Annotated in this window: 18 protein-coding genes; 13 read left to right on the forward strand and 5 right to left on the reverse strand. The window is 66.5% G+C overall.

All coding sequences use genetic code 11. The features are described 5' to 3' along the window. Positions 1–9: 9 nt before the first annotated feature. Genes B9Z03_RS24035 through add form a run of 5 tightly spaced genes read right to left on the reverse strand, consistent with a single transcriptional unit; the run spans position 10 to position 5,816 of the window. Positions 10–945 carry an ABC transporter permease gene (locus B9Z03_RS24035; RefSeq protein ID WP_085466534.1) on the reverse strand — a complete coding sequence of 312 codons (936 nt, stop codon included), beginning with the start codon at positions 943–945 and terminating at the stop codon, positions 10–12. 21 nt (positions 946–966) lie between these two features. After that, complete coding sequence (locus B9Z03_RS24040; protein ID WP_085466535.1) at positions 967–2,019, reverse strand: ABC transporter permease; 1,053 nt, start codon at positions 2,017–2,019, stop codon at positions 967–969. A 2-nt stretch (positions 2,020–2,021) separates the two neighbouring features. Next, the gene (locus tag B9Z03_RS24045; protein ID WP_085467850.1) at positions 2,022–3,605 is read right to left on the reverse strand and encodes an ABC transporter ATP-binding protein; all 1,584 of its coding nucleotides are present in this window, start codon (positions 3,603–3,605) and stop codon (positions 2,022–2,024) included. A gap of 29 nt (positions 3,606–3,634) precedes the next feature. Next, positions 3,635–4,750, reverse strand: coding sequence for a BMP family ABC transporter substrate-binding protein (locus B9Z03_RS24050; protein ID WP_085466536.1), 1,116 nt, complete (start codon positions 4,748–4,750; stop codon positions 3,635–3,637). Between the two features lie 25 nt (positions 4,751–4,775). Beyond that, positions 4,776–5,816 carry an adenosine deaminase gene (gene add / locus B9Z03_RS24055; protein ID WP_085466537.1) on the reverse strand — a complete coding sequence of 347 codons (1,041 nt, stop codon included), beginning with the start codon at positions 5,814–5,816 and terminating at the stop codon, positions 4,776–4,778. 204 nt (positions 5,817–6,020) lie between these two features. On the opposite strand from add, the gene B9Z03_RS24060 reads away from it, so the two are divergent. The 13 genes from B9Z03_RS24060 to B9Z03_RS24120 all read left to right on the forward strand — a co-directional run bounded on the left by B9Z03_RS24060 (position 6,021) and on the right by B9Z03_RS24120 (position 20,686). Beyond that, the gene (locus B9Z03_RS24060; protein WP_085466538.1) at positions 6,021–6,293 is read left to right on the forward strand and encodes a hypothetical protein; all 273 of its coding nucleotides are present in this window, start codon (positions 6,021–6,023) and stop codon (positions 6,291–6,293) included. Next, positions 6,290–7,009 carry a Rieske (2Fe-2S) protein gene (locus B9Z03_RS24065; protein WP_085466539.1) on the forward strand — a complete coding sequence of 240 codons (720 nt, stop codon included), beginning with the start codon at positions 6,290–6,292 and terminating at the stop codon, positions 7,007–7,009. Before B9Z03_RS24060 ends, B9Z03_RS24065 begins: the two co-directional genes overlap by 4 nt. Beyond that, positions 7,009–7,641 carry a glutathione S-transferase family protein gene (locus B9Z03_RS24070; RefSeq protein ID WP_085466540.1) on the forward strand — a complete coding sequence of 211 codons (633 nt, stop codon included), beginning with the start codon at positions 7,009–7,011 and terminating at the stop codon, positions 7,639–7,641. The genes B9Z03_RS24065 and B9Z03_RS24070 overlap by 1 nt, the downstream gene beginning before the upstream one ends. Before the next feature lie 50 nt (positions 7,642–7,691). Further along, the gene (locus tag B9Z03_RS24075; protein ID WP_085466541.1) at positions 7,692–9,491 is read left to right on the forward strand and encodes an adenine deaminase C-terminal domain-containing protein; all 1,800 of its coding nucleotides are present in this window, start codon (positions 7,692–7,694) and stop codon (positions 9,489–9,491) included. A 50-nt stretch (positions 9,492–9,541) separates the two neighbouring features. Continuing rightward, positions 9,542–10,462, forward strand: a complete 921-nt coding sequence (locus B9Z03_RS24080; RefSeq protein WP_085466542.1) for a LysR family transcriptional regulator — start codon at positions 9,542–9,544, stop codon at positions 10,460–10,462. A gap of 91 nt (positions 10,463–10,553) precedes the next feature. Beyond that, a complete protein-coding gene (locus tag B9Z03_RS24085) occupies positions 10,554–11,054 on the forward strand; it encodes a thiamine pyrophosphate-binding protein (protein ID WP_085466543.1) in 501 nt (166 codons plus the stop codon). Further along, positions 11,051–11,659: a thiamine pyrophosphate-dependent enzyme gene (locus tag B9Z03_RS24090; RefSeq protein WP_085466544.1), complete on the forward strand. Its 609-nt coding sequence runs from the start codon at positions 11,051–11,053 to the stop codon at positions 11,657–11,659. The genes B9Z03_RS24085 and B9Z03_RS24090 overlap by 4 nt, the downstream gene beginning before the upstream one ends. A gap of 7 nt (positions 11,660–11,666) precedes the next feature. Next, positions 11,667–13,232 carry a GMC family oxidoreductase gene (locus tag B9Z03_RS24095; protein ID WP_085466545.1) on the forward strand — a complete coding sequence of 522 codons (1,566 nt, stop codon included), beginning with the start codon at positions 11,667–11,669 and terminating at the stop codon, positions 13,230–13,232. 43 nt (positions 13,233–13,275) lie between these two features. Beyond that, positions 13,276–14,658 carry an amidohydrolase family protein gene (locus tag B9Z03_RS24100; protein WP_085466546.1) on the forward strand — a complete coding sequence of 461 codons (1,383 nt, stop codon included), beginning with the start codon at positions 13,276–13,278 and terminating at the stop codon, positions 14,656–14,658. Between the two features lie 16 nt (positions 14,659–14,674). Next, positions 14,675–15,541 (forward strand): aromatic ring-hydroxylating oxygenase subunit alpha, encoded by an 867-nt coding sequence (locus tag B9Z03_RS24105; protein ID WP_085466547.1) that lies wholly within the window; start codon positions 14,675–14,677, stop codon positions 15,539–15,541. Then, positions 15,538–18,699: a molybdopterin cofactor-binding domain-containing protein gene (locus B9Z03_RS24110; protein WP_244561832.1), complete on the forward strand. Its 3,162-nt coding sequence runs from the start codon at positions 15,538–15,540 to the stop codon at positions 18,697–18,699. The genes B9Z03_RS24105 and B9Z03_RS24110 overlap by 4 nt, the downstream gene beginning before the upstream one ends. Further along, positions 18,696–19,187, forward strand: coding sequence for a (2Fe-2S)-binding protein (locus tag B9Z03_RS24115; RefSeq protein WP_085466548.1), 492 nt, complete (start codon positions 18,696–18,698; stop codon positions 19,185–19,187). The genes B9Z03_RS24110 and B9Z03_RS24115 overlap by 4 nt, the downstream gene beginning before the upstream one ends. Continuing rightward, the gene (locus tag B9Z03_RS24120; protein ID WP_085466549.1) at positions 19,184–20,686 is read left to right on the forward strand and encodes an aldehyde dehydrogenase family protein; all 1,503 of its coding nucleotides are present in this window, start codon (positions 19,184–19,186) and stop codon (positions 20,684–20,686) included. The genes B9Z03_RS24115 and B9Z03_RS24120 overlap by 4 nt, the downstream gene beginning before the upstream one ends. The last annotated feature ends 9 nt before the right edge of the window (positions 20,687–20,695 follow it).

The following is a 20,695-nucleotide window of genomic DNA, read 5'->3' on the forward strand; positions in this document are numbered from 1 at the left end:
CCGATCGCCTCAGCGCACGTCGCGGAAATAGGGTTCGCCGAGTGCCGCGGGCGCCGCCATCATCCGCCGCACCTTCTGCCAGGCGAGGACCGGCACGATGATGAGCGCGATGGTGCCGAGATAGGGCAGCATGGAGAGCACGGGAGCGGCGATCGGCCAGTTGCGCGCCTGGCCGACGAAACCGAGGGAGGTGATGAGGCCGAAGAGAAGCGCGGCGAGCACCGCGTTGAGCGGCCGGTAGCCCGCGAAGATGACGAGCGCCACCGCGATCCAGCCGCGGCCGGCCACCACGCCCTCCGACCAGGAGGGCACGAAGGCAAGCGTGAGATAGGCCCCAGCGCCAGCAGCAAGCGCCGCACCGGCGGAGACATACCAGAAACGCATCCGCTGCACCGGTATGCCGGCCGCGTCAGCCGCGGCCGGGTTCTCGCCGACCGCCCGCATGTCGAGCCCGTGACGGGTGCGGAACATGAGGTAGTGCAGCGCCACCGGCAGGATGATGTAGATCAGGTAGACGAGGATGTTCTGCGTGAACAGCGCGCGGCCGAGGAGCGGGATGTCGCTGAGCAGCGGGAGCGGGATCGGCGTGAAGGTAGCGGGCGCGGGCATGCCGGAATAGGCCTTGCCGATCGTGGCGGCGAGGCCGGTGCCCATCAGTGTCAGCGCCAGTCCGCACAGTACCTGGTTGGCCCGGATGTAGACCGTGGCTGCGGCGAAGACCATGCCGGCGAGGAGGCCGACGAGCAGCGCGAGGAAGAAGCCCAGCATCGGGCTCGGCACGGCGACCACGGTTGCGATGCCGGTGATCGCGCCGACGGCCATCAGGCCCTCGACGCCGAGATTGACGACGCCGACGCGCTCGGCGAGCACCTCGCCAAGGGCGGCAAGCGCCAGCACGCCGCCGGCAAGGATAGAGGTCTGGATCAGGCCGGCGATCAGGTCCATCGCAAAACTCCGTCTGCTCGATCAGCCATTCGCCGGCTCCGCGCGGGTGATGCGATAATGCGCCGCCTCGTCGCCGATCGCGGTGAAGAACAGGATCAGGCCGGTGATCGCAAGGACGGTCGAGACGTTGACGCCCTGGGTCTGCAGGATGATGCCGGAATTCAGGATCACGCCCATCAGCGCGGCGCCGGCCAGCACGCCGAGCGCCGAGCCGCGCGCCAGCACCGCGACCATGATGCCGAGATAGCCGAAATTGTTGGAGATGCCGCCCTGCAGGCGGTGGACCGTTCCCGCCACCTCCAGCATCCCGGCGACGCCGGCGATCGCGCCCGACAGGAGCATGACCGTGATGAGATGGCGTCGAAACGGCATGCCGGCATATTTCGCAGCACTTGGATTGGAGCCGGCGATGCGGACCTCATAGCCCCAGCGCGAGTAGTTGAGCGTGGCCGCGACGACGAAGGTCAGAAGAATCGCGATCGGAAAGCCCCAATGCACGATGCCCCACAACTCCGGCACCTCGTGCGGCAACTTGGCCGTCGTCGCAAGCGCGCGGCCGCTCGGATCGAGCCACGGGCCGGTCGCGACCCAGTAGACCAAAAGCGTCGCGACGAAGTTGAGGAGCAGCGTCGTGATCAGCTCGCTGACATCGGCATAGGCGCGCGCAAGCGTCGGAACGAGGATCCAGACCAGCCCTCCCAGCGCGCCGGCGACGAACATCAGCGGCAGGAGCAAAATCGTTGGCCCCGGGACGAATAGCGCGACGCCGGTCGCGGCAAAGGCGCCGGCATAGAATTGCCCCTCCGCGCCGATGTTCCAGGCGCCGATCTTCAGCGCAACGGCGACGGAGAGGCCAGTCAGGATCAGCGGCGTGACGAGCAGGCCGACATCCTCAAGCCCGAAGCTGTTGCCGAAGGTCGAGCGCACCACCTGCGTGGCAAGGCCGATGGGGTTGGCACCCGACGCGGCGAGCACGAGGCCGGCCACGACGAGCGCGAGCACGATGGCGATCGCGCGCGCGGCAAGCGCCACGGCGGGCTGGGCGGAGGGAACGCGCTGGATACGGAACGACACGCTCAGGCTCCTGCCATGTCTGCGGCGGCGAGACGTTGCCCGCCCATCATGAGGCCGATCGCCTCTATGTTGGTTTCAGCAGTTTTGACGACGCCCATGACCTCGCCGTGGAACATGACGGCGATGCGGTCGGAGAGATTGAGAAGCTCCTCCAGTTCCTCCGAGACGAGGAGCACCCCGACACCGGCGTCGCGCAGTTCGACGAAGTAGCGCATCATGGTGTTGATCGCCCCGACATCGAGGCCCCGGCTCGGATAGGCGGCGATCAGGACCTTCGAGGCGATGCGCATTTCCCTGCGCGCCACCAGACGCTGCTGGTTGCCGCCCGAGAGGTTTCGCACCGGCATCGAAAAGTCCGGCACCTGAACGGAGGCGGCGTCGGCGATCGATCGCGCCAGCGCGGTGGCAGCACCGGGCCGATAGAAACCACCGTTGGAGACCGGCGGCTTGCCGTATTCGCGGATGACGGCATTGTCGGTAACGCTGAGCGCCGGAGCGAGGCCGCTGTGCAGCCGATCCTCGGGAATGTGGCCGACGCCGAAGGCGGCGAAGTCCCCGGCACCCGCCGCGGAAAAATCCTCGCCTCCGACCAGCACCTGTCCCGAAGCGAGCTGACGCATGCCGGTCAGCACCTGGCAAAGCTCCTTCTGCCCGTTGCCGGCGACGCCTGCGATGCCAAGGATTTCCCCGGCATGAACGTCGAGCGAGACATTGCCGAGCACGCGGTTGCCGAGCCCGTCGAAGGCCGTGACGTCGCGCAGGCTGAGCACCGGCTCCGAAGAGACCGGAGCTGCGCCGGGCGCGCGGCCGCGCAGGTCGCTGAGCACGATCTCGCGCCCCACCATCAGCTTGGCGAGCATCTTCTCGTCGCAGTCGGCAGTTCTTTCCGTGGTGACCTTGCGGCCGCCGCGCAGCACCGTGATGCGATCGGAAATCTCCAGAACCTCGTCGAGCTTGTGGCTGATGAAGACCACTGCATTACCGCGCGCCACGAACTCCTTCAGCGCCTTGAACAGCTCGCCGGCCTCTGCCGGCGTCAGCACCGCCGTCGGCTCATCGAGGATCAGCACGCGGGCATTGCGAGCGAGCACGCGCAGAATCTCCACCCGCTGCTGTTCTCCGGTGGAGAGATCGCCGACATGCGCCCCTGGCCGCACCTCCAGATTGAGCGCGCGACCAAGCTCTGCCGTGCGGCGTTCCAGCTCCTGGCTGGTGATCCGGCGCGGCGTCTTCTCCCAGCCGAGATGGATGTTCTCGGCGACGGTGAAGGCCTTCACCAGCTTGAAGTGCTGGTGGACCATGCCGATGCCCGCGGCGATGGCGTCCATCGGCGATGCGAAGGTCCTGGCGTAGCCGTCGATGATGATCTCGCCGGCATCTGGCTGATAGATGCCGGTGAGGATGTTCATCAGCGTCGACTTGCCGGCGCCGTTCTCGCCCAGCAAGGCATGGATCTCCCCCGGCATCACGTCGAGGTCGACGTCCTGGTTGGCGACGACGCCAGGGAAGTATTTGGCGATGCCCTTCAGGAGCACGATCGGAGGCGTGCCGGGCTCCAGCTCGGCACGCACATCTGCTTCGGGCATCGCGTTCATGGACATCCGGACTGTCGGGATCAGAGGCCGCTGACGCCTTCGATCGACCAATCCCAGTTGTAGAGTTCCTCTTCGGTCATGCGGTGGCCGGCTGCCACCTTGACGTTGCCCTTGGCGTCCTTGATCTCGCCTTCGAACGGGCTCCAGCCGCCGAGGATCTTGTCGCGCACGGCATCGGCCTGCTTGGCGACCTCCGGCGGGACCGTCTCGCCCCAGGCGTCGCGGTCGACGCCGGCGCCCATGGCGAGCAGCGTTTCGCTCGGCGTCCACTTGCCCTCAAGGCGCATCCGCACCTGATCGACATAGTATTTCTTGAAGTCGATGACGATCGAGGAGACGTAGGCCTTCGGTCCATAGCGGCGGATATCGGTGTTCCACATCACCGCCTTGGCGCCGCGCTGTTCTGCAACCTGCAGGTAGCCGGCCTCGTCCATGATGCCGAACAGCAGGTCGCAGCCATTGTCGAGCAGCGCGGTGCCGGCCTGGGTCGCGGCCTGCGGGTCGAACCAGGAGTTGATGACGATCGCCTGCATCGTGGCGTTCGGATTCACCGAGCGGGCGCCCATCAGGAATGCGTTGGTTCCCGAGTAGACGGACGGCACCGGGAAGGAAGCCACGTAGCCAAGCTTGCCGCTTTTGCTCATCAGGCCGGCGGCGACCCCGGTCACATAGGTCGGATACCAGTGCTGGAGGTAGTAGGTGCCGAGATTGGAAAGCGGATTGCGGCCGTCGCACTCGTAGAAGGCCACATCCGGCGAGCGGTTCGCCACGTCATAGAGGAAATCGCCGTAGTTGGAGGTCGCGAACACCATGTTGGCGCCCTCGGACACGAACTGGCGGAAGGTGCGGGTCGCGTCGGCTGAATAGGGAATGCTCTCGACGAAGAGCGTCTTCAGCTTCGGGAACGCCTCCTGGACCGCCTTCATGCCCTGGTCGTGGCTCCAGGTCCAACCCTCGTCGGTGACGGGGCCGGTGTGGCCGAAGGCGATGACGGCGTTCTCCTCGGCCACCGCCGGCAGCGGCTCCTGGGCGCGGGCCGGGGTGATCAGGCCGGTCTTGGGAAGGATCAGCGAAGCGCCCGCGGCGGCGCCGATGTTGAGGAAGCCGCGACGTGTCAGATGCGATAGCTTGAGCATGTTGGTTCCTTTACGTCTTGTCGTGTCAGGCTTGGGAGGTGAGTTCGCTTGCAATGAGCCCGTCGATTTCGGCTGACCATTCGGACATCCACGTCCGCTTGGTCTCTGGATCGAGCCAGGAGGCCGCGAGGCCGGCGAGCGCGACCTCCTTCAGCCGAGCCGGCGACAGGCCGAAATTCTTGGCGATCAGCGCATATTCGCGATCGAGCGTCGTGCCGAACATCGGCGGATCGTCGGTGTGGATCGTAACGTTGAGTCCCGCGTCCATCATCCGCCGGATGGCGTGGTCGGGCGATGCAAGGTCGCGCCAGACTGTGGTGACGAGCGTGGTGCTGGGGCAGCAGGTGAACACGACGTCGAGTTCGCGACAGCGCTCCATCAGGGCCGGATCGTCGACGACGTGGTATCCGTGGTCGACCCGCCGCAGGCCGAGTAGATCGACCGTATCGCGGACATAATCCGCCGGGCCATCCTCGCCCGCATGGTTGGTGACGTTGAGCCCCGCCGCCTTGGCGCGCTCGACAATGCCCAAGAACATGCCGGGCGGATTGGGCCGCTCGTCATAGTCGAAGCCGATGCCGATGATCTCCGCCGGACGTTCGGCGAGCACCATGTCGAGGAAGCGCTCGCCGCCCTCCGCGCCGAGCGGCTTGGCATGGGCCGGAATGAGCTTGGCGACGAGGCCGTACCGCTCCCTGGCGCGGCGGAAGCCGTCGAGAATGCCTTCGAGCATGGTCGAATAGGTCACGCCGTGTGCCAGATGCGCATGCGGGCTGAAGAACAGCTCGACATAGCGCGCACCGCCCAGCGCGCAGCGCTCCAGCGCTTCGAAGGTGATGCGCGAGAAGTCGTCGGCGCTTCGGACCGACGCGCAGACGAGATCATAGACCTTCAGGAAATCGAGCAGGTTCCCGTAGCTGTAGAGGTCTTCGGTGGGCTTGCCGTCGGGCAGCGCCACGCCATTCTGCGCCGCGAGTTCGGCGAAGGTCGAGGCAGACACGGCACCTTCCAGATGCAGGTGCAGTTCGGCCTTTGGTATGCGGCGAAAGAAACCCTCTAGCGACATAGCACCCTTTTGTCCCGAGCGGGAGTTGTTCGATATTCTGAACGTTTATCCCGCCACCTGTCCTTCCATACGCAACACATGTCAGGGAAAACAGGCTTGCACAAGTCGAAATTTGATGCCTAATTAGACAAGAAATCAAGTTGCACAATAATTATGCAAAAAGTCACAAACCGGGCACGACATGATTGAGCGAAGGACGCAGCGATGGCTGTGACGGAGACGGTGCGGATCTCCTTCACTGGTAGGTTTGTGCCGCCGAGCTTTCTGGACTTCGTCGACCGGCGCGCGGCGCGCCTCGATCTGGACGTCTCGATCACCAGCGCGGATCCCGCCCGAGTGGCCGTCGAGGTTTCGGGGCAGCCGGATCTCATCGACGCGTTCGAGATGGCGTGCAGTCTCGGTCCGCTGGACTGCATCGTCCTCGATTGCAACCGCGCAATTGTTCACACAGGCAGAATGGAGAATGGGCACCGATGACCTTTGAAGGCTGGCACCCAGTAGCGCTTTCCTCGTCCATCGAGCCGGGAAGCTCGGCGGGCACCCATATCTCCGGAAAGGAATACGTGGTGTGGCGCGACAACAGCGGCGTCGCGCATGTCTGGGAGGACCGCTGCCCGCATCGCGGCATGAAGCTGTCCTTTGGCTTCGTGCGCGGCGACCACATCGCCTGCCTCTATCACGGCTGGCAGTACGACACCGGCGGTCGCTGCCGCTACATCCCCGCCCATCCTGCCCTCGAAGTGCCGGCGACGATCACCGTGCCGGTCTTCTCCACATTCGAGGCCCTCGGCATGATCTGGACGAGCGCAGAGCCGGAGGCCACGCGCGCTCCGCCGCCGGCCGTTGCCGGAGAAACCGTGCCGGTACGCAGCCTCTACGTCGACAGTGATGCGGATCAGCTTCTCGAGGCGGTGCGCGCAAACCTCCCCTCGCCTTTTACGGGCGAAGGCAACTCGACCATATCGCCCGCCGGCGGGAGCCTGTGGCGTATCTCGGCCGGCGACGACAGACTGCTCGTCGGGCTCCAGCGCGTCGCCGACGGCCGCGCCGCGCTGCACATCGTGATCGAAGGGCCGGCGTCGGTCTATGCCGGCGCGGGACAGGCGCATTTCCTCGGCTGGACGACCGATGTCCGCTACGCGCTGGAACACAGACCGGCGCTGATTCCCGCCGCCCGCGCGGAGGCCGTCTGATGTCCGGTCTCACGCTCTACAACTACGACCTCGACGAGAATTGTTACAAGGTCCGGGTAGCACTCTCCATGTTCGGGCTCGACTACAAGACGGTCGTCGTCAACGCCTTCCCCGGAAAGGAACATCTGACGCCGCGCTTCCTGGCCATGAACCCGGCCGGAAGCCTGCCCATCCTCGAAGACGGCGATCTCACCTTGTTCGGCTCGGAAGCCATCCTCGCGCACCTAGCCGCTTCACGGGACGAGGCGCGGACATGGCTGCCCGCCGGGGGTGCGGATTTCGCCCGCGTCATGCAGTGGCTCACCTTCTCCGCTGGCGAACTCTCCGTCGCTGTCGCAGCGAGAGCGCATGCTTTGCTCGACGCACCGGGCGACGAGGCCGCCCTTCGCGCCGGAGCGCGCAAGGCCTTGCGCGTCATGGATGATCACATGACGGCACGCGGCTTCGCGGGCGCGGACTGGTTCGCGACGGGTGGTCCCACTCTTGCCGACATCGCGCTCTTTCCGGCCTTCGCGCTGAGCCGTGATTTCGGCGTCGACCACGACGAATATCCCGCGCTGCGGCGTTGGGCGCGCCGCTTCCGCACCCTGCCGGGCTTCCTGACGATGCCGGGAATTCCAGACTATCATTGACCAGCGATTCGTATGCCGCGCGACGTTCTATGCCGGCCATGGAGTTCAGAATGGGTACACTGACGCGCTTTTCCGTACAGCCTCTCTCGGCCATGACACGCCGGCTCGCGGCAGTCGCCATGGGTTCGGCCGAGCCTGATCTGGTGATCGGCGGGGCGCGCGTGCTCTCGACCTATTCCGAACGCATCCTGCCCGACCGCGAGGTCTGGATCGCCGGCGGCCGCATCGCGGCCGTCAAGCCGGCGGGCAGCCACAAGGGCTCGGCGAAGCGCTACGATGCCAAGGGCGGTATCATCGCTCCCGGCCTTGTGGACCCGCACATCCATATCGAATCGAGCATGGTCACCGCCTGCGCCTATGCGGAAGCGGCACTCCTGAACGGCACCACGACGATCTTCTGCGACAGCCACGAGATCGGCAACGTCATGGACGTCGCCGGGGTCGAGGCGATGCTGGAAGACGCGCGCGAAGCGCCGCTGTCGATCTTCCTCACCGTGCCGAGCACGGTTCCCGCAACCTCGCCGCAACTCGAGACGGCCGGCGGCGACCTGACCCCGGACAAGATCGGCGCGCTGTTCGACAAATGGCCAGAGGCGGTGGCACTGGGCGAGAAGATGGACTTCGTGCAGGTCGCCATGGGCGACGAGCGCAGCCACGCGATCCTCGCCGCGGCGCTGCAACGCGGGCGGCCCGTCTCCGGCCATGTCTACGGCCGCGAATTCGTCTCCGCCTATGCCGCGTCCGGCGTGACGGACACTCACGAGGCCATAGACCGCGAGATTGCTGACGACATGCTGGAAGCCGGCATCTGGCTCTTCCTGCGCGGCGGCCCGCCGACGACGCCGTGGCACAGCCTGCCGCAGGCGATCAGGACGATCACCGAACTCGGCGCCTCGCACAAGCGCATCGCCGTCTGCACCGACGACCGCGATGCCGACGACCTGCTCCTGTTCGGTCTCGACTGGGTGGTGCGCGAGGCGATCAAGGCCGGCATGAGCCCTGAAAAGGCCTGGAGCATGGGCTCGCTGCACGGCGCGACCCGGTTTGGGGCGGAAGGCGAGATCGGCGGTCTGGGCGGCGGCCGCCGCGCCGACCTCGTGCTGCTCGACGACGCCATGAAGCCGGTCAACACTTGGTACGGCGGCGAACTGGTGGTCGAGGGCGGGAAGATCACGCCGCTGCTCGATCGCGAACTGTCGACCCGCTATCGCTATCCCGAAGCGGCCTATCACACGGTCAAGCTGCCCAAGGAATTGAAGCTGACGCCTGAGCTGCCGACGGAACCCGTGACCGTCAACGCAATAAGGACCGAACTGCCGGGCATCACCCTAGGCCACGAGAAGATCCGGCTCGAACCCGCCAACGACTGGCAGAGCCATTTCGACCGCCACGGTCTCTGCTTCGTGACGGTGGTGGAGCGGCACGGCAAGTCGGACGGCAACGTCGCGCACGGGCTGCTCAGCAACTTTGCGCTCAAACGCGGCGCAGTCGCTTCATCGGTCGGCCACGACAGCCACAACATCATCATCGCCGGCGTCAACGAGGCCGACATGCAGGTCGCACTGCGCGCGATCCAGGACACGCAGGGCGGGGTCTGCGTGGTCGTCGACGGCAAGGTAACCGCCATGGTCGAATTGCCGATCGCCGGACTTCTCTCCGACAAGCGCGTGACCGAAGTGGCCGAGGAGATGAAGCTGCTGAAGAAGGAATGGGAGGCCGCCGGCTGCTCGATCCCGTATATGGGCTTCAACCTGATTCCGCTGTCGGTGATCCCGGAAATCCGCATCACCGACAAGGGACTGGTCCTGGTGCCACAGATGGAGATCGCGCCGTTGTTCGAGGACGCATAGGACATGGCCGTCTTGGGAAGCCGGCGCCTACCTTTCGGGATTATGCTCTAGTGGACCTCTTTCGCTCGGGCCTCGTCTCGCCGCGCATCCACTACTTCCAGCTCGTGGCGCGATTGGGCTCGGTGCGCCAGACGGCACAGGTGCTGAACGTTGCGCCGTCCTCGATCAGCCGGGTCATCAAGGGTCTTGAGGACGAGATCGGAACGCCACTCTTCGAGCGCGTGCGCCAGCGCCTCAAGCTCACCAGCGCTGGCGAGCTGTTGCTCTACCATGCGCGGCAGAGCAACACCGAGCTGACGCGCGCCTGGTCGGAGATCAACGACCTGCGAGGGCTGAACCGCGGCGCGGTGTCGGTGACCGTGGTGGAGAGTGCCGCGCGCGGCCTGATGACCGAGGCGCTGAAGACGTTCTGGGCGCGTCATCCGCTGATCACGGTGGACATCCGCGTAGCCGGCTCGCAGCAGGCGTGCGACGCGGTGGCGGAAGGCGAATGCGACATCGCATTGGCGTTCGACGTGCGTGTGCCGCGCAACGTGCGGCGGATCGCCGCCGCGGCCCTGCCGCTCGGCGTGATCGCCTCTCCCGAAAGCCGCTTCGCCGGCCGCAAGAACCTGAAACTGTTCGACCTTTCCGGCGAGCAGGTCATTCTGTCGGATGCAAGCCTGGCGCTCGGCCTTTCGGTGGACGATGCGATCAACCGCTCGATCATCGACCTGACGCGCCGTTCGCGCACCAATTCGATCGCCCTGATGGTCGAGCTCGCGCGCATGAACCTCGGCGTCGCGCTGCAGACGCGCATCGGGGTCGAGAACGAGCTCGCCGAAGGCAGCCTGATCTTCCTGCCGATCAACGACGCCAAGCTGCCGCCGCGCCGACTTATGCTGCTGACGCGCACCGAGCGCGAGATGTCCGAGGCGGCATCCGCGTTCGCCACCCTGCTCGCCCGAGCCATCGAGGATCTCGGCGACTAGTTGTTGCATTTAGCGCACCGTCATGGCGCAAAATGATGCACTATCCGGAACAACTTCGGTTTGCGAAATTGCTGTCTCACGGAGACGTCACATGAAGCAGAGCGCCGTCGAAGCGGTCATCAGGGGCTTGAAGAAAGCGGGGGTCAGCATCGTCTGCTACCTGCCGGATTCGCTGTTCAAGGAACTCTACCCGGCGCTCGACGCCGACCCCGACATCCGCACCATCCGAGTCACCAACGAGGGCGAAGGCGCGGCGATCTGCGGCGGCGTCTTCCTGTCCGGCAAGCGCGCGGCGCTGGTGATGGAGAACTCCGGCCTGCGCGCATCGGTCGAACCGCTGGCACGCATGGGGCTGGGCGCCGGCATCCCGGTGGTCATGCTGATGAGCTATCGCGGCGAACTCGGCGAGAACAACTGGTGGGCGATCCCGCACGGCATCACGATGGAGCCGGTGCTGAACGCGCTGCGCATCCCCTATCGGGTCGTGCGTGAGGAAGACCAGATCGAGCAGTCGATCGTCGACGCCTACAATTGGTCCTACAACGCCTACTACCACTCGGCCATCGCGCTCGGCGGGAGCGTCGTTCGATGAAACGCTACGACTGCATGAAACTCCTCGCCGCGCGTCTCAAGGACGAGTTGGTGATCCTGTCGCTCGGCGCGTCGGTGGACGAATGGTACAATGCCGCCCCGCATATGCGAGAGGCCAGCCTGTTCCAGCAGCAGCTCGGCTGCGTGACGCCGCAGGCCTTCGGCCTCGCCGCCGGCCTGCCGCACCGCCGCATCGTCTCGCTGGATACCGATGGCGGCATGATGTTCAACCTCGGCATCCTCGCCACGCTCGGCAACGAGCAGCCTAAGAACCTCTTCGTCGTCGTCTGGGACAACGAATGCTACCAGTCGATCGGTGGCCCGCCAACGCACACCGCCTTCGGACGCGTCGACATCGCCGCGATTGCGCGCGGCGCGGGCGTCGAGAACGCCTACACCGCGCGCACGCTGGAGGAATTCGAAGCCCATTGCGAGGCTGGCCTCAAGGCAGACGTTCCCTATGTCGTCGTCGCCAAGGTGGCGGGCACCGTCCAGCCCGACATCAAGCGCAAGCACTCGGACGGCCGCGAGGACAAATACATCTTCGTGCGCCATGTCGAGGCGACGGAAGGGATCGTCATCATGGGGCCGAGCGAGCACAATTGACGGTTTGATGTCCTCCGAAGCCCCCACCCTCCCCGTCCGCGCCCTGAAAGGCGGCTACGACTATGTCGTGATCGGCTCGGGCTCGGGCGGTTGCGCGGTGACGCGGCGGCTGGTCGACGCCGGCGCGGACGTGCTGCTGATCGAGGCAGGCCCGCCGGGGATCGGCGTCAATGAGATCGACGACCCGGCAAAATGGGTTCCACTCGGACGCAGCGCTTATGACTGGGGCTACGACTATGCGCCGACGCCCCGCGTCAATGGCCGCACCATCGGCATCCCGCGCGGCAAGGTGCTGGGCGGCTCTACCTCTACCAATGCGATGATGTGGTATCGTGGCCATCCGCTCGATTACGACGCATGGGAAAAGGCCGGCGCCAAGGGGTGGAGCTTCGCCGACTGCCTGCCCTATTTCCGCCGCTGCGAAGATTGGGAAGGAGGAGCGAGCGAATGGCGCGGCGCGGGCGGCCCGCTGCGCATCGAACGTGCGCCCGACACCCATCCGGTCGCCCAGGCGCTGATCGACGGCGCCGCCTCGCTCGGCATCCCGGTGATCGACGATCCCAACGGCCCCGACAACGAAGGTGCTGCGCGCGCCAACTTCAACATATCTGGCGGCAGGCGCTGGAGTTCTGCGCGCGGCTATCTTCAGCCCATCTTCGACCGGCCGAACCTGACCATCCTGACCGGCTCTCTCGCCGTCGGACTGGTGCTCGACAACGGTCGCAGCGTCGCGGTGCGTCATCTCGTCGACGGAGCCGTCCGCGAGACCCGCGCGCACCAGAAGATCATCCTCGCGCTCGGCGCGATCGACACGCCGCGGCTGCTGATGCTGTCCGGTATCGGCGATCCCACAGAGTTGGCGCGGCTGGATATAGCCGTCGCGCATGCGCTGCCGGGCGTCGGCCGGAACCTGCAGGACCATCCGCTGGCGCAGGCCTGCGTCCTTCGGGCGAAACACCCGCTCGGACCCGTGACCGGCAATGGCGGCGGCTCGATGGTGAACTGGAAGTCTCGTGCCGGCCTGCCGCAGGCCGACATCCATGCGTTTCCCGTGCAGGGCAACAGCGCGGAATCGGCCATACGCGCACGCTACGACACGTCGGGCGATGTATTCTCCTTCGGCGCCGGCCTCATGCGCTCGAAAAGTGTCGGCTATCTCAGGCTTCTGGAGGCCAAGCCCGGCGGCTCGCTGGAGATCCAGCCCAACTTCCTTGCCGAGCCCGACGACGTCGACGCGATGATCACCGCGGTCGAGATGACAATCGAGATGGCCGCGGCGGATGCCAATGCCGATCTCTTCGGCGGCTTCGCTGCGCCCGACCGCCGGCTGACCCGCAGTGAGACCGTGGCTTTCCTGCGCGACGCCTGCTCGACCTTCTTCCACCTCAGCGGCACCTGCCGCATGGGCGAGGACGACGAAGCCGTGGTCGACAGCCGGCTGAAGGTGCATGGCCTGGAAGGACTGATGGTCGCGGACGCCTCGGTTATGCCCATCATCCCCTCATGTAACACCCACGCGCCCACGACCATGATCGGCGAGCGCGCGGCGGATTTCGCGATGGGGTTGGTATGACAATTGCCTTTCCAATACGCATGTGCAAGCAGGAGAATGGCCGATGACGAATGGCGCACTTATCCTCGCCGCCGACGCTCTCCTGACCATGGATACGGCAAACACGACGCTGGCGGACGGGGCGGTCTTGATAGACGGCGGACGCATCGCCGCGGTCGGCACGCTGGCAGAACTGAGCGCGGCGAATCCTGGGACACCGGTCAAGAAGATCGCCAATGCCGTATTGATGCCGGGGCTGGTCAACGCGCACGCCCATTCGGGCTTCCTGCGCGGCACGGCCGAGCATCTGCCGGTCTGGGACTGGCTGACGCTGCACATCAACCCGATGCACCGCATGCTGGAGCCGCATGAGGCGGAGGCGGCCTCGTGGCTTTGCTATGCCGAGTCCGTTCTGGGCGGCACGACGACGGTCGTCGACATGTGGCGTTTCATGGACGGTAGCGCCAAGGCAGCAGAGGCGGTCGGCAACCGGCTGGTCGCCGTTCCCTATGTCGGGGAGCATCCGGACTACGATTACTTCGACACACTCGACATGAACGAGGCGCTGATCGAAACCTGGCATCGCAAGGCGGACGGCAGGGTTAATGTCTGGGTTGGGCTGGAGCATCTGTTCTACGCCGACGAGGCCGGCCAGCGGCGCGCCATCGAGCTGGCGAAGAAGTACGGCACCGGCTTCCACACCCATTGCAGCGAGGCCGAAATCGAGCTGGCCGAGTTCCAGAAACGCTATGGCAAGCGCCCGATGTTCGCGCTGGAGGAACTGGGCTTCTTCGAGAGCCCGCGCACCATGATCGCCCACGGCGTCTGGCTTGATTCCGCCGAGATCGAGCTGATCGCGAAATATCCCGTCTCGGTCGCGCACAATCCCGTCTCGAACATGAAGCTCGCCAGCGGCATCGCGCGCGTCGGCGAAATGCTCGCGGCGGGCGTGCCCGTCGGCATCGGCACCGACGGCGAGAAGGAGAACAACAATTTCGACATGTTCGAGGAGATGAAGGTCGCCTCGCTTGTCGGCAAACTGAAGGATCTCGACGCCGCCGCGATGGACAGCTGGGACGTGCTGAGGATGGCGACGATCACCGGCGCGAAGGCGATCGGACTGGACCATGAGATCGGATCGATCGAGGCAGGCAAGCGCGCGGACATCATCGCCGTGCGCACCGACACACCGCGCATGACGCCGTTCTTCGCCGACGGGCCGTATTTCAACCTGCACCACAACCTCGTCCACGCGGTGCGCGGGGGCGACGTGATGCTGACCATGGTGGAGGGGAACATCCTGGTCGAGGACGGCCAGTTAAAAACCGCCGACCTGAAGGACATCATCGCCGAAATCCATCGTGTCGCGCCCGGCCTTTTCGCCCGCAGAGCCGCGTGGCTGGCGCAGAATGCGGAAGGCACTATGCAGTGGACGAAGACATCGTGACACGGAGACCCCGATCATGAAAACGACGGACAGGGCTGCGCTGGATGATTGGTACGCGGTCGAGACCTCCACCGATCTGACCACCATGCCGCTGACGACGCGGCTGCTCGGCCAGGACATCGAGCTTCGGCGCGACGGGGAAGGCAGGCCGGTCGTGCGAGAGATCCTGGATGACGGCGCGCGCGGGCCGGCGCTGCCCGCGCAGGAGCGCTATGGCTGCATCTGGACGACGCTCGGCCATCCCAACCGGGACATATTCGACATTGCCGAGGCGCTAGAGACCGACCGCCGCTTCGTACCTTGCGGTTGGGTGAAGATGCGCGCATCGGGCCTGCGCGTGGTCGAGAATTTCCTCGACATGGCGCATTTCCCCTTCGTCCACACCGACATTCTCGGCTCCGAGCCGCACACCGAAGTGCCGCAGTACCTGAGCGAGATCCGCCGCGACGTGGACGAGGTGTGGGCGACCAACTGCACCTTCTTCCAGCCGCGCATCGCCGCCACCGAGTCGAGCGGCGACTTCGTCCACCTGACCTACCGGGTTCCGAGCCCCTTCGTGGTCATGCTCTACCGGGTTTGCCCGACTGCGCCCGATAGGCTCGACGCTATCGCGCTCTTCATCCAGCCGATGGAGGAAGGCCTCTGCCGGGCGCAGCCGGTGATGTATCTGGTCGACAAGACTTCCACGCACACGGCGCTGCTGAATTTCGAGCAGGTGATCTTCCTGCAGGACCGCATCATCGTGGAAAACCAGCGCCCGCTGCTTTTGCCGCTCGAGCCGCGTGCGGAAATCCCCACGCGGGCCGATTCCTCCTCGATCGCCTACAGGCGCTGGCTGAAGGAAAAGGGCATCCGCTTTGGCACGACGATGGGAGCGGCATGACCACTGCGCCGCACAGGATGCGCGTATTGCGGCCCGCGACGATCGCGGAAGCGCTGGAGCTGGCGACCGAGCCCGGCGCGCGCCTCGTCGCCAGCGGCACCGCACTGCAGCTCGACTGGGCAAAGGGCGCCGCGCAGCCGCGCATGCTGGTCGCGCTCGACCGGATCGCCGGCCTTGGCGACGTCTCGATGGCGGTGGGCAAAGTCCGCATCGGCGCGCTGACCACGCTCGGCGCGTTGGAGCGGGATGCCGCCATCTTATCGGCGCTGCCGCTGCTTCACGCCGCCATCCGCTCGACGGCCGGCCCGAGCGTACGCACTCTCGCGACCATCGGCGGCAATGTCGCCGGCCGCGCCGGCTGCCTCCTGCCTGCGCTCCTGGCTCTCGACGCAGAGGTTATCGTATCGGATGGCTCCGGTGAAATGACGCTTCCTCTCACGGACTGGCTGTCGGGGCAGGCGCACGAGCCCCAAATCGTCACGGCAATCGTGGTTCCCTTGCCCGCAAGCGGAAGCCTGTGGACGCACCGCAAGATCGGCCTGCGCGCCGCCTTCACTCCGGGGGTGATCAGTGTTGCAGCAAGCCTCTGCTGCACGGGCGGTAGGATCGCATCCGCGCGCCTCGCGGTCGGCAGCGGCTTGGTCGAGCCGGCGCGACTTCATCAAGCGGAGGCGAGACTGACGGGTTCGGAGCTCGCCGGTGTCGATTGGAGCGGGCTCCACGACGCCATCGTACAGGAAACCGTCGCACCGGACGACGCGTTCCGCTCGGCGCGTTACCGCAGGCGCGTGGCCGCAAACGCACTCGTCCATGGCCTGGGTGGCGCTCTCCCCCACAGCGGGCGGGTGAAAACGGCGGCAGTCGCAACGCAGCCCGAACCGCTCGCCGGCGAAATCCGTCTTACGCGCGAGTCGGCAGGTGCGCGCTGGCACGTTCGGCCGGACGGGCCGCCGAAGATCGCCGGGCGTCTCGAATACCTGACCGACCCGCGCGAGCCGGGCATGCTGGTGGCGCGCATCCTGCGAGCCGGCGTTCCCCACGCGCGCATCCTGTCGATCGACATCTCCAGGGCTGAGGCGCTGCCAGGCGTCGCCGCGGTTGTCACACATAGCGATATCGCGGGATCGAACGCGTTCGGGATCGTAGTGCAGGACCAGCCGGCGTTCTGCTTCGATAAGGTGCGCTACGCAGGCGACGCGGTCGCCGCCGTCGCGGCCAAGGACGCGGAGACGGCCGCGCGGGCACTCGACCTCATCGACGTCTGCTACGAGCTCTTGCCAACCGTCTGCGATCCGCAGTCCGCGCTGCTTGCCGGTGCGGAGCCGATCCATTCGACCGGCAATCTGCAAAGACGGCTGGAGTTCAGGCGCGGGGACACCGCCGAGGCTTTTCGGCGCGCTGCCCACGTCGTGGAGGCGACCTATGTGACGCCGCGCCAGATGCATGGCTTCATGGAAACCGAAGGCGGCTTTGCGAGGGTGGAAGAGGACGGAACGCTGACGGTCTGCGCCGGCGGCCAGCACGGCAGCCGCGACCGCCTGCAGTTGTCCCGCATTCTCGGAATGCCGGAGGAGAGGATCAGGGTCGTGACCAGCCCGACGGGCGGCGCCTTCGGTGGCAAGGACGAGCTGACCGTGCAACCCGCGCTCGCCCTTCTGGCGCTGAAGACCGGCCGGCCGGTGCGCATCCAGCTCGACCGCGCCGAGTCGGTTCTGGCTGGCACCAAGCGCAACCCGATGCGCATTCGCATGCGCACTGCCTGTGACCGGGACGGCCTGCTGGTCGCGCAGGAAGTGGACCTCCTGGCCGACGCGGGCGCTTATGCATCGCTCGGTCCCGGCGTGATGGAGACGGCGCTGGAACACGCCTGCGGCCCCTATCTGGTGCCGAACGTGCAGACCGAGGGGCGTCTCGCCTACACCAACAATGGCGTCTGCGGCGCGTTTCGCGGCTTCGGCGCAAACCAGATGAGCTACGCGATCGAGTGCCAGATGGACCGGCTCGCGGGCATGTGTGGCCTCGACCGTTTCGAGATCCGCAGGCGCAATATGCGCCGGCCCGGCTCACGCGGTTATCTTGGCCAGCACGTCGCGCCCTCCGAACGATTGCTCGAAATGTTGCAGACAGCCGAAGCGGACCCGATATGGCGGCAGCAGCGCGGGCTGTCGGACGATGGCACCGAGCTGATCGGCACCGGGATGGCGATGAACTACCAGGGCAACGGGCTGGGCACGCTGCCGCCCGATCCCGGCGGCGGCGCATTGAGGCTGGCGCCCGATGGCGCTATCGAAGCGCTCTACGGGCTGGACGAGATGGGCCAGGGACTGCTCACCTCGGTCAGGAGCGCGGTCGCCACGGCGCTCGGCTGCGGGCGCGAGGACGTCCGTCCCGTCACCGGTGACACCGGCCGCGCCCCGGACTCCGGTTCGACGACCGCGAGCCGCGGCACCTATGTCGCATGGAGGGTGGCCGAGAGCACCGCGCCCGCCTTTGGCGCTGCTATCTGCAAGGCCGCCGGCAGGCTGCTCGGCCGCGAAGCCGAGGCGCTTGCGATCGTGCCGGGCGGCGTGGCCGAGCGAGGTTCGAACAGCGGCGAGATTCTCCTCACCTTCGCCGAGATCGCGCGGTCGATGCCCGAAGGTTCTCTGCCCTCCGTCGAGACCACCTTCGAATTCCCCAAGTCGGATTACATTGACGGCAATGCCCGGCTGATCTTCGCCTTCGGCGCGACGCTGGCGCGCGTGGCGGTGAGCCGCATCACCGGGCAGGTGCGCGTGCTCGACCTGCACCAGCATACGGCCGCCGGGCCGATGCTCGACCTCGCCGCCTATCTCGGCCAGATCGAGGGCGGCGGCGTGCAGGGCCTCGGCTTCACGCTGAGCGAGGACGCGCTGATGCAGGACGGTCGCCTCCTCACCACCAATCTCGACACGTACATGCTTCCCGGCATAGCCGATGCGCCCCAAACGCTCGCCAGCTTCGCGCTCGAGGACCTCGATGAGGGCGACCCATTCGGCCCGCGCGGCGCCGGCGAACTCGGCATCGGCGCGGTGACGCCGGCGATCGCCAATGCCGTGGCCGACGCGACCGGTTTCTGGCCCGAGACGACCCCGTTCAATCCGGAGCGGCTGCTGGACGTCGTCGGAGCTGCGGCATGACCGTTGCTTTCCGGCTCAACGGCGAAGCAAGGCAGGTCTCGGCGCCCGCGGAAAGGCGGCTGATCGACCTGCTGCGCGACGATCTCGGCCTGACCGCGGCCAAGAAGGCCTGCGGCATCGGCCGCTGCGGCAGCTGCATGGTGTTGCTCGACGGCCAGCCGGCCAATTCCTGCCTGCTCATGCTCTGGCAGCTCGACGGCCGCGACATCGTCACGCCCGAGGGCCTCGACGCGTTGCCCGAGGCCCGCGCGGTCCGTGCCGAGCTTGCGGCGGAGAACGCCTTCCAGTGCGGCTATTGCGCCCCGGGCTTCTCGATGACCCTCACCGCGCTGCTGCGTGCGGACCCGCAGGCCGGCGAGGCCGAGATCCGCGCAGCGCTCGAAGGCAACATCTGCCGCTGCACCGGCTATCATTCCATCATTCGCGGCGCTCTCGCGGCCGCCGAGGCACTGCGCAGGATGCGCAACCCTACCGGAGACAGGCCATGACGATCCTCGTCCGCACGCCCAAGCCCGGCGCGGAAGCGCACGCCTTCCTGTCGAGGCCGCGAAAGCAGCATCTGATCGCCGGCGAGTGGCGCGACGCCTCCGACACAGGCCTGCTGGACACGTTTGATCCCGCAACCGGCGACCTGCTGGCGCAGCTCGCAAGCGGCACCGCTTCGGACGTCGACGATGCCGTGGCCGCAGCAAGGAAGGCTTTCGAGAGCGATGCCTGGCGCGGCATGACGCCGTCGGCGCGCGGCAAGCTCTTGTGGCGCGTGGCCGAGCTGATCGACCGTCATGCCGACGAACTGTCCGAACTGGAGGTGCTGGATCAGGGCAAGTCGCTGAAAACCGCCCGCTTCGGCGAAATCCCGGCCTCCGCCGAGCAGTTCCGCTATTTCGCCGGTTTCGCCACCAAAATTCTCGGCACGACGATCCCCACCTCGATCGCGCACCAGCCCGCCGGGCGCAAGGTCTTCGCCTACACCACGCGCGAGCCGATCGGCGTCGTCGCGGCGATCACACCGTGGAACTCGCCGCTGCTGATGGCCGCCATGAAGCTCGCCCCGGCGCTTGCCGCCGGCTGCACGGTGGTCCTGAAGCCCGCGGAGGAGACTTCGCTGACCGCGCTGCGGCTCGGTGAACTGCTGATCGAGGCGGGGCTGCCGGCGGGCGTCGTCAACATCCTCACCGGGCTCGGCGAGACGGTGGGAGCCGCGCTTGCCGCACACGGCGACGTCGACAAGGTCGCATTCACCGGCTCGACCGAGGTCGGCAAGCTCATCGTCACCGCGGCCACCGGAAACCTGAAGAAGCTGACGCTGGAGCTCGGCGGCAAGTCTCCGGCTATCGTCCTGCCGGACGCCGAGATGGACCTTGCCGTACCCGGCGTCGCGCGCGGCATCTTCGCCAATGCAGGCCAGGTCTGCGTTGCTGGCTCCCGTGTCTACGCGCACCGCTCGATCTGCGACGAGCTCATCGAAGGACTGGCCGCCGAAGCTGCGAAGCTGCGGCTCGGCCATGGCCTCGACGCCGAGACGGACCTCGGCCCGCTGATCAGCGACCGGCAGGCGGAGCGGGTCGCGGCCTATGTCGCGGAAGGACAGGAAGCGGGCGCCGAAGTCGTCGCGGGCGGCGTTCGCGAGCATGCCTTCTACGCGCCGACGGTGGTGACGGGCGTAAGTCCGAATATGCGCATGATGCGCGAGGAGATCTTCGGGCCCGTGGTCGCCGTCACGCCCTTCGACGATGTTGGCGAGGCGCTGGCCTATGCCAACGATTCTCCCTACGGCCTGGCGTCCAGCGTCTGGACCCGCGACCTATCCGCCGCGCACCGCACCGCCGCCCGCATCCGCGCCGGCACGGTGTGGATCAACTGCCATTCCTACTTCTCGCCAGAGTTGCCCAAGGGCGGGCACAAGCAATCCGGCTGGGGCTACGAAAACGGCGCGCCAGGCCTGGAGAACTATCTCGAGACCAAGACGATCTGCGCATTGATCTGAGGGCAGTGA

Origin of the sequence: Mesorhizobium australicum, assembly GCF_900177325.1 — a bacterium.
Taxonomy (GTDB): domain Bacteria; phylum Pseudomonadota; class Alphaproteobacteria; order Rhizobiales; family Rhizobiaceae; genus Mesorhizobium_A; species Mesorhizobium_A australicum_A.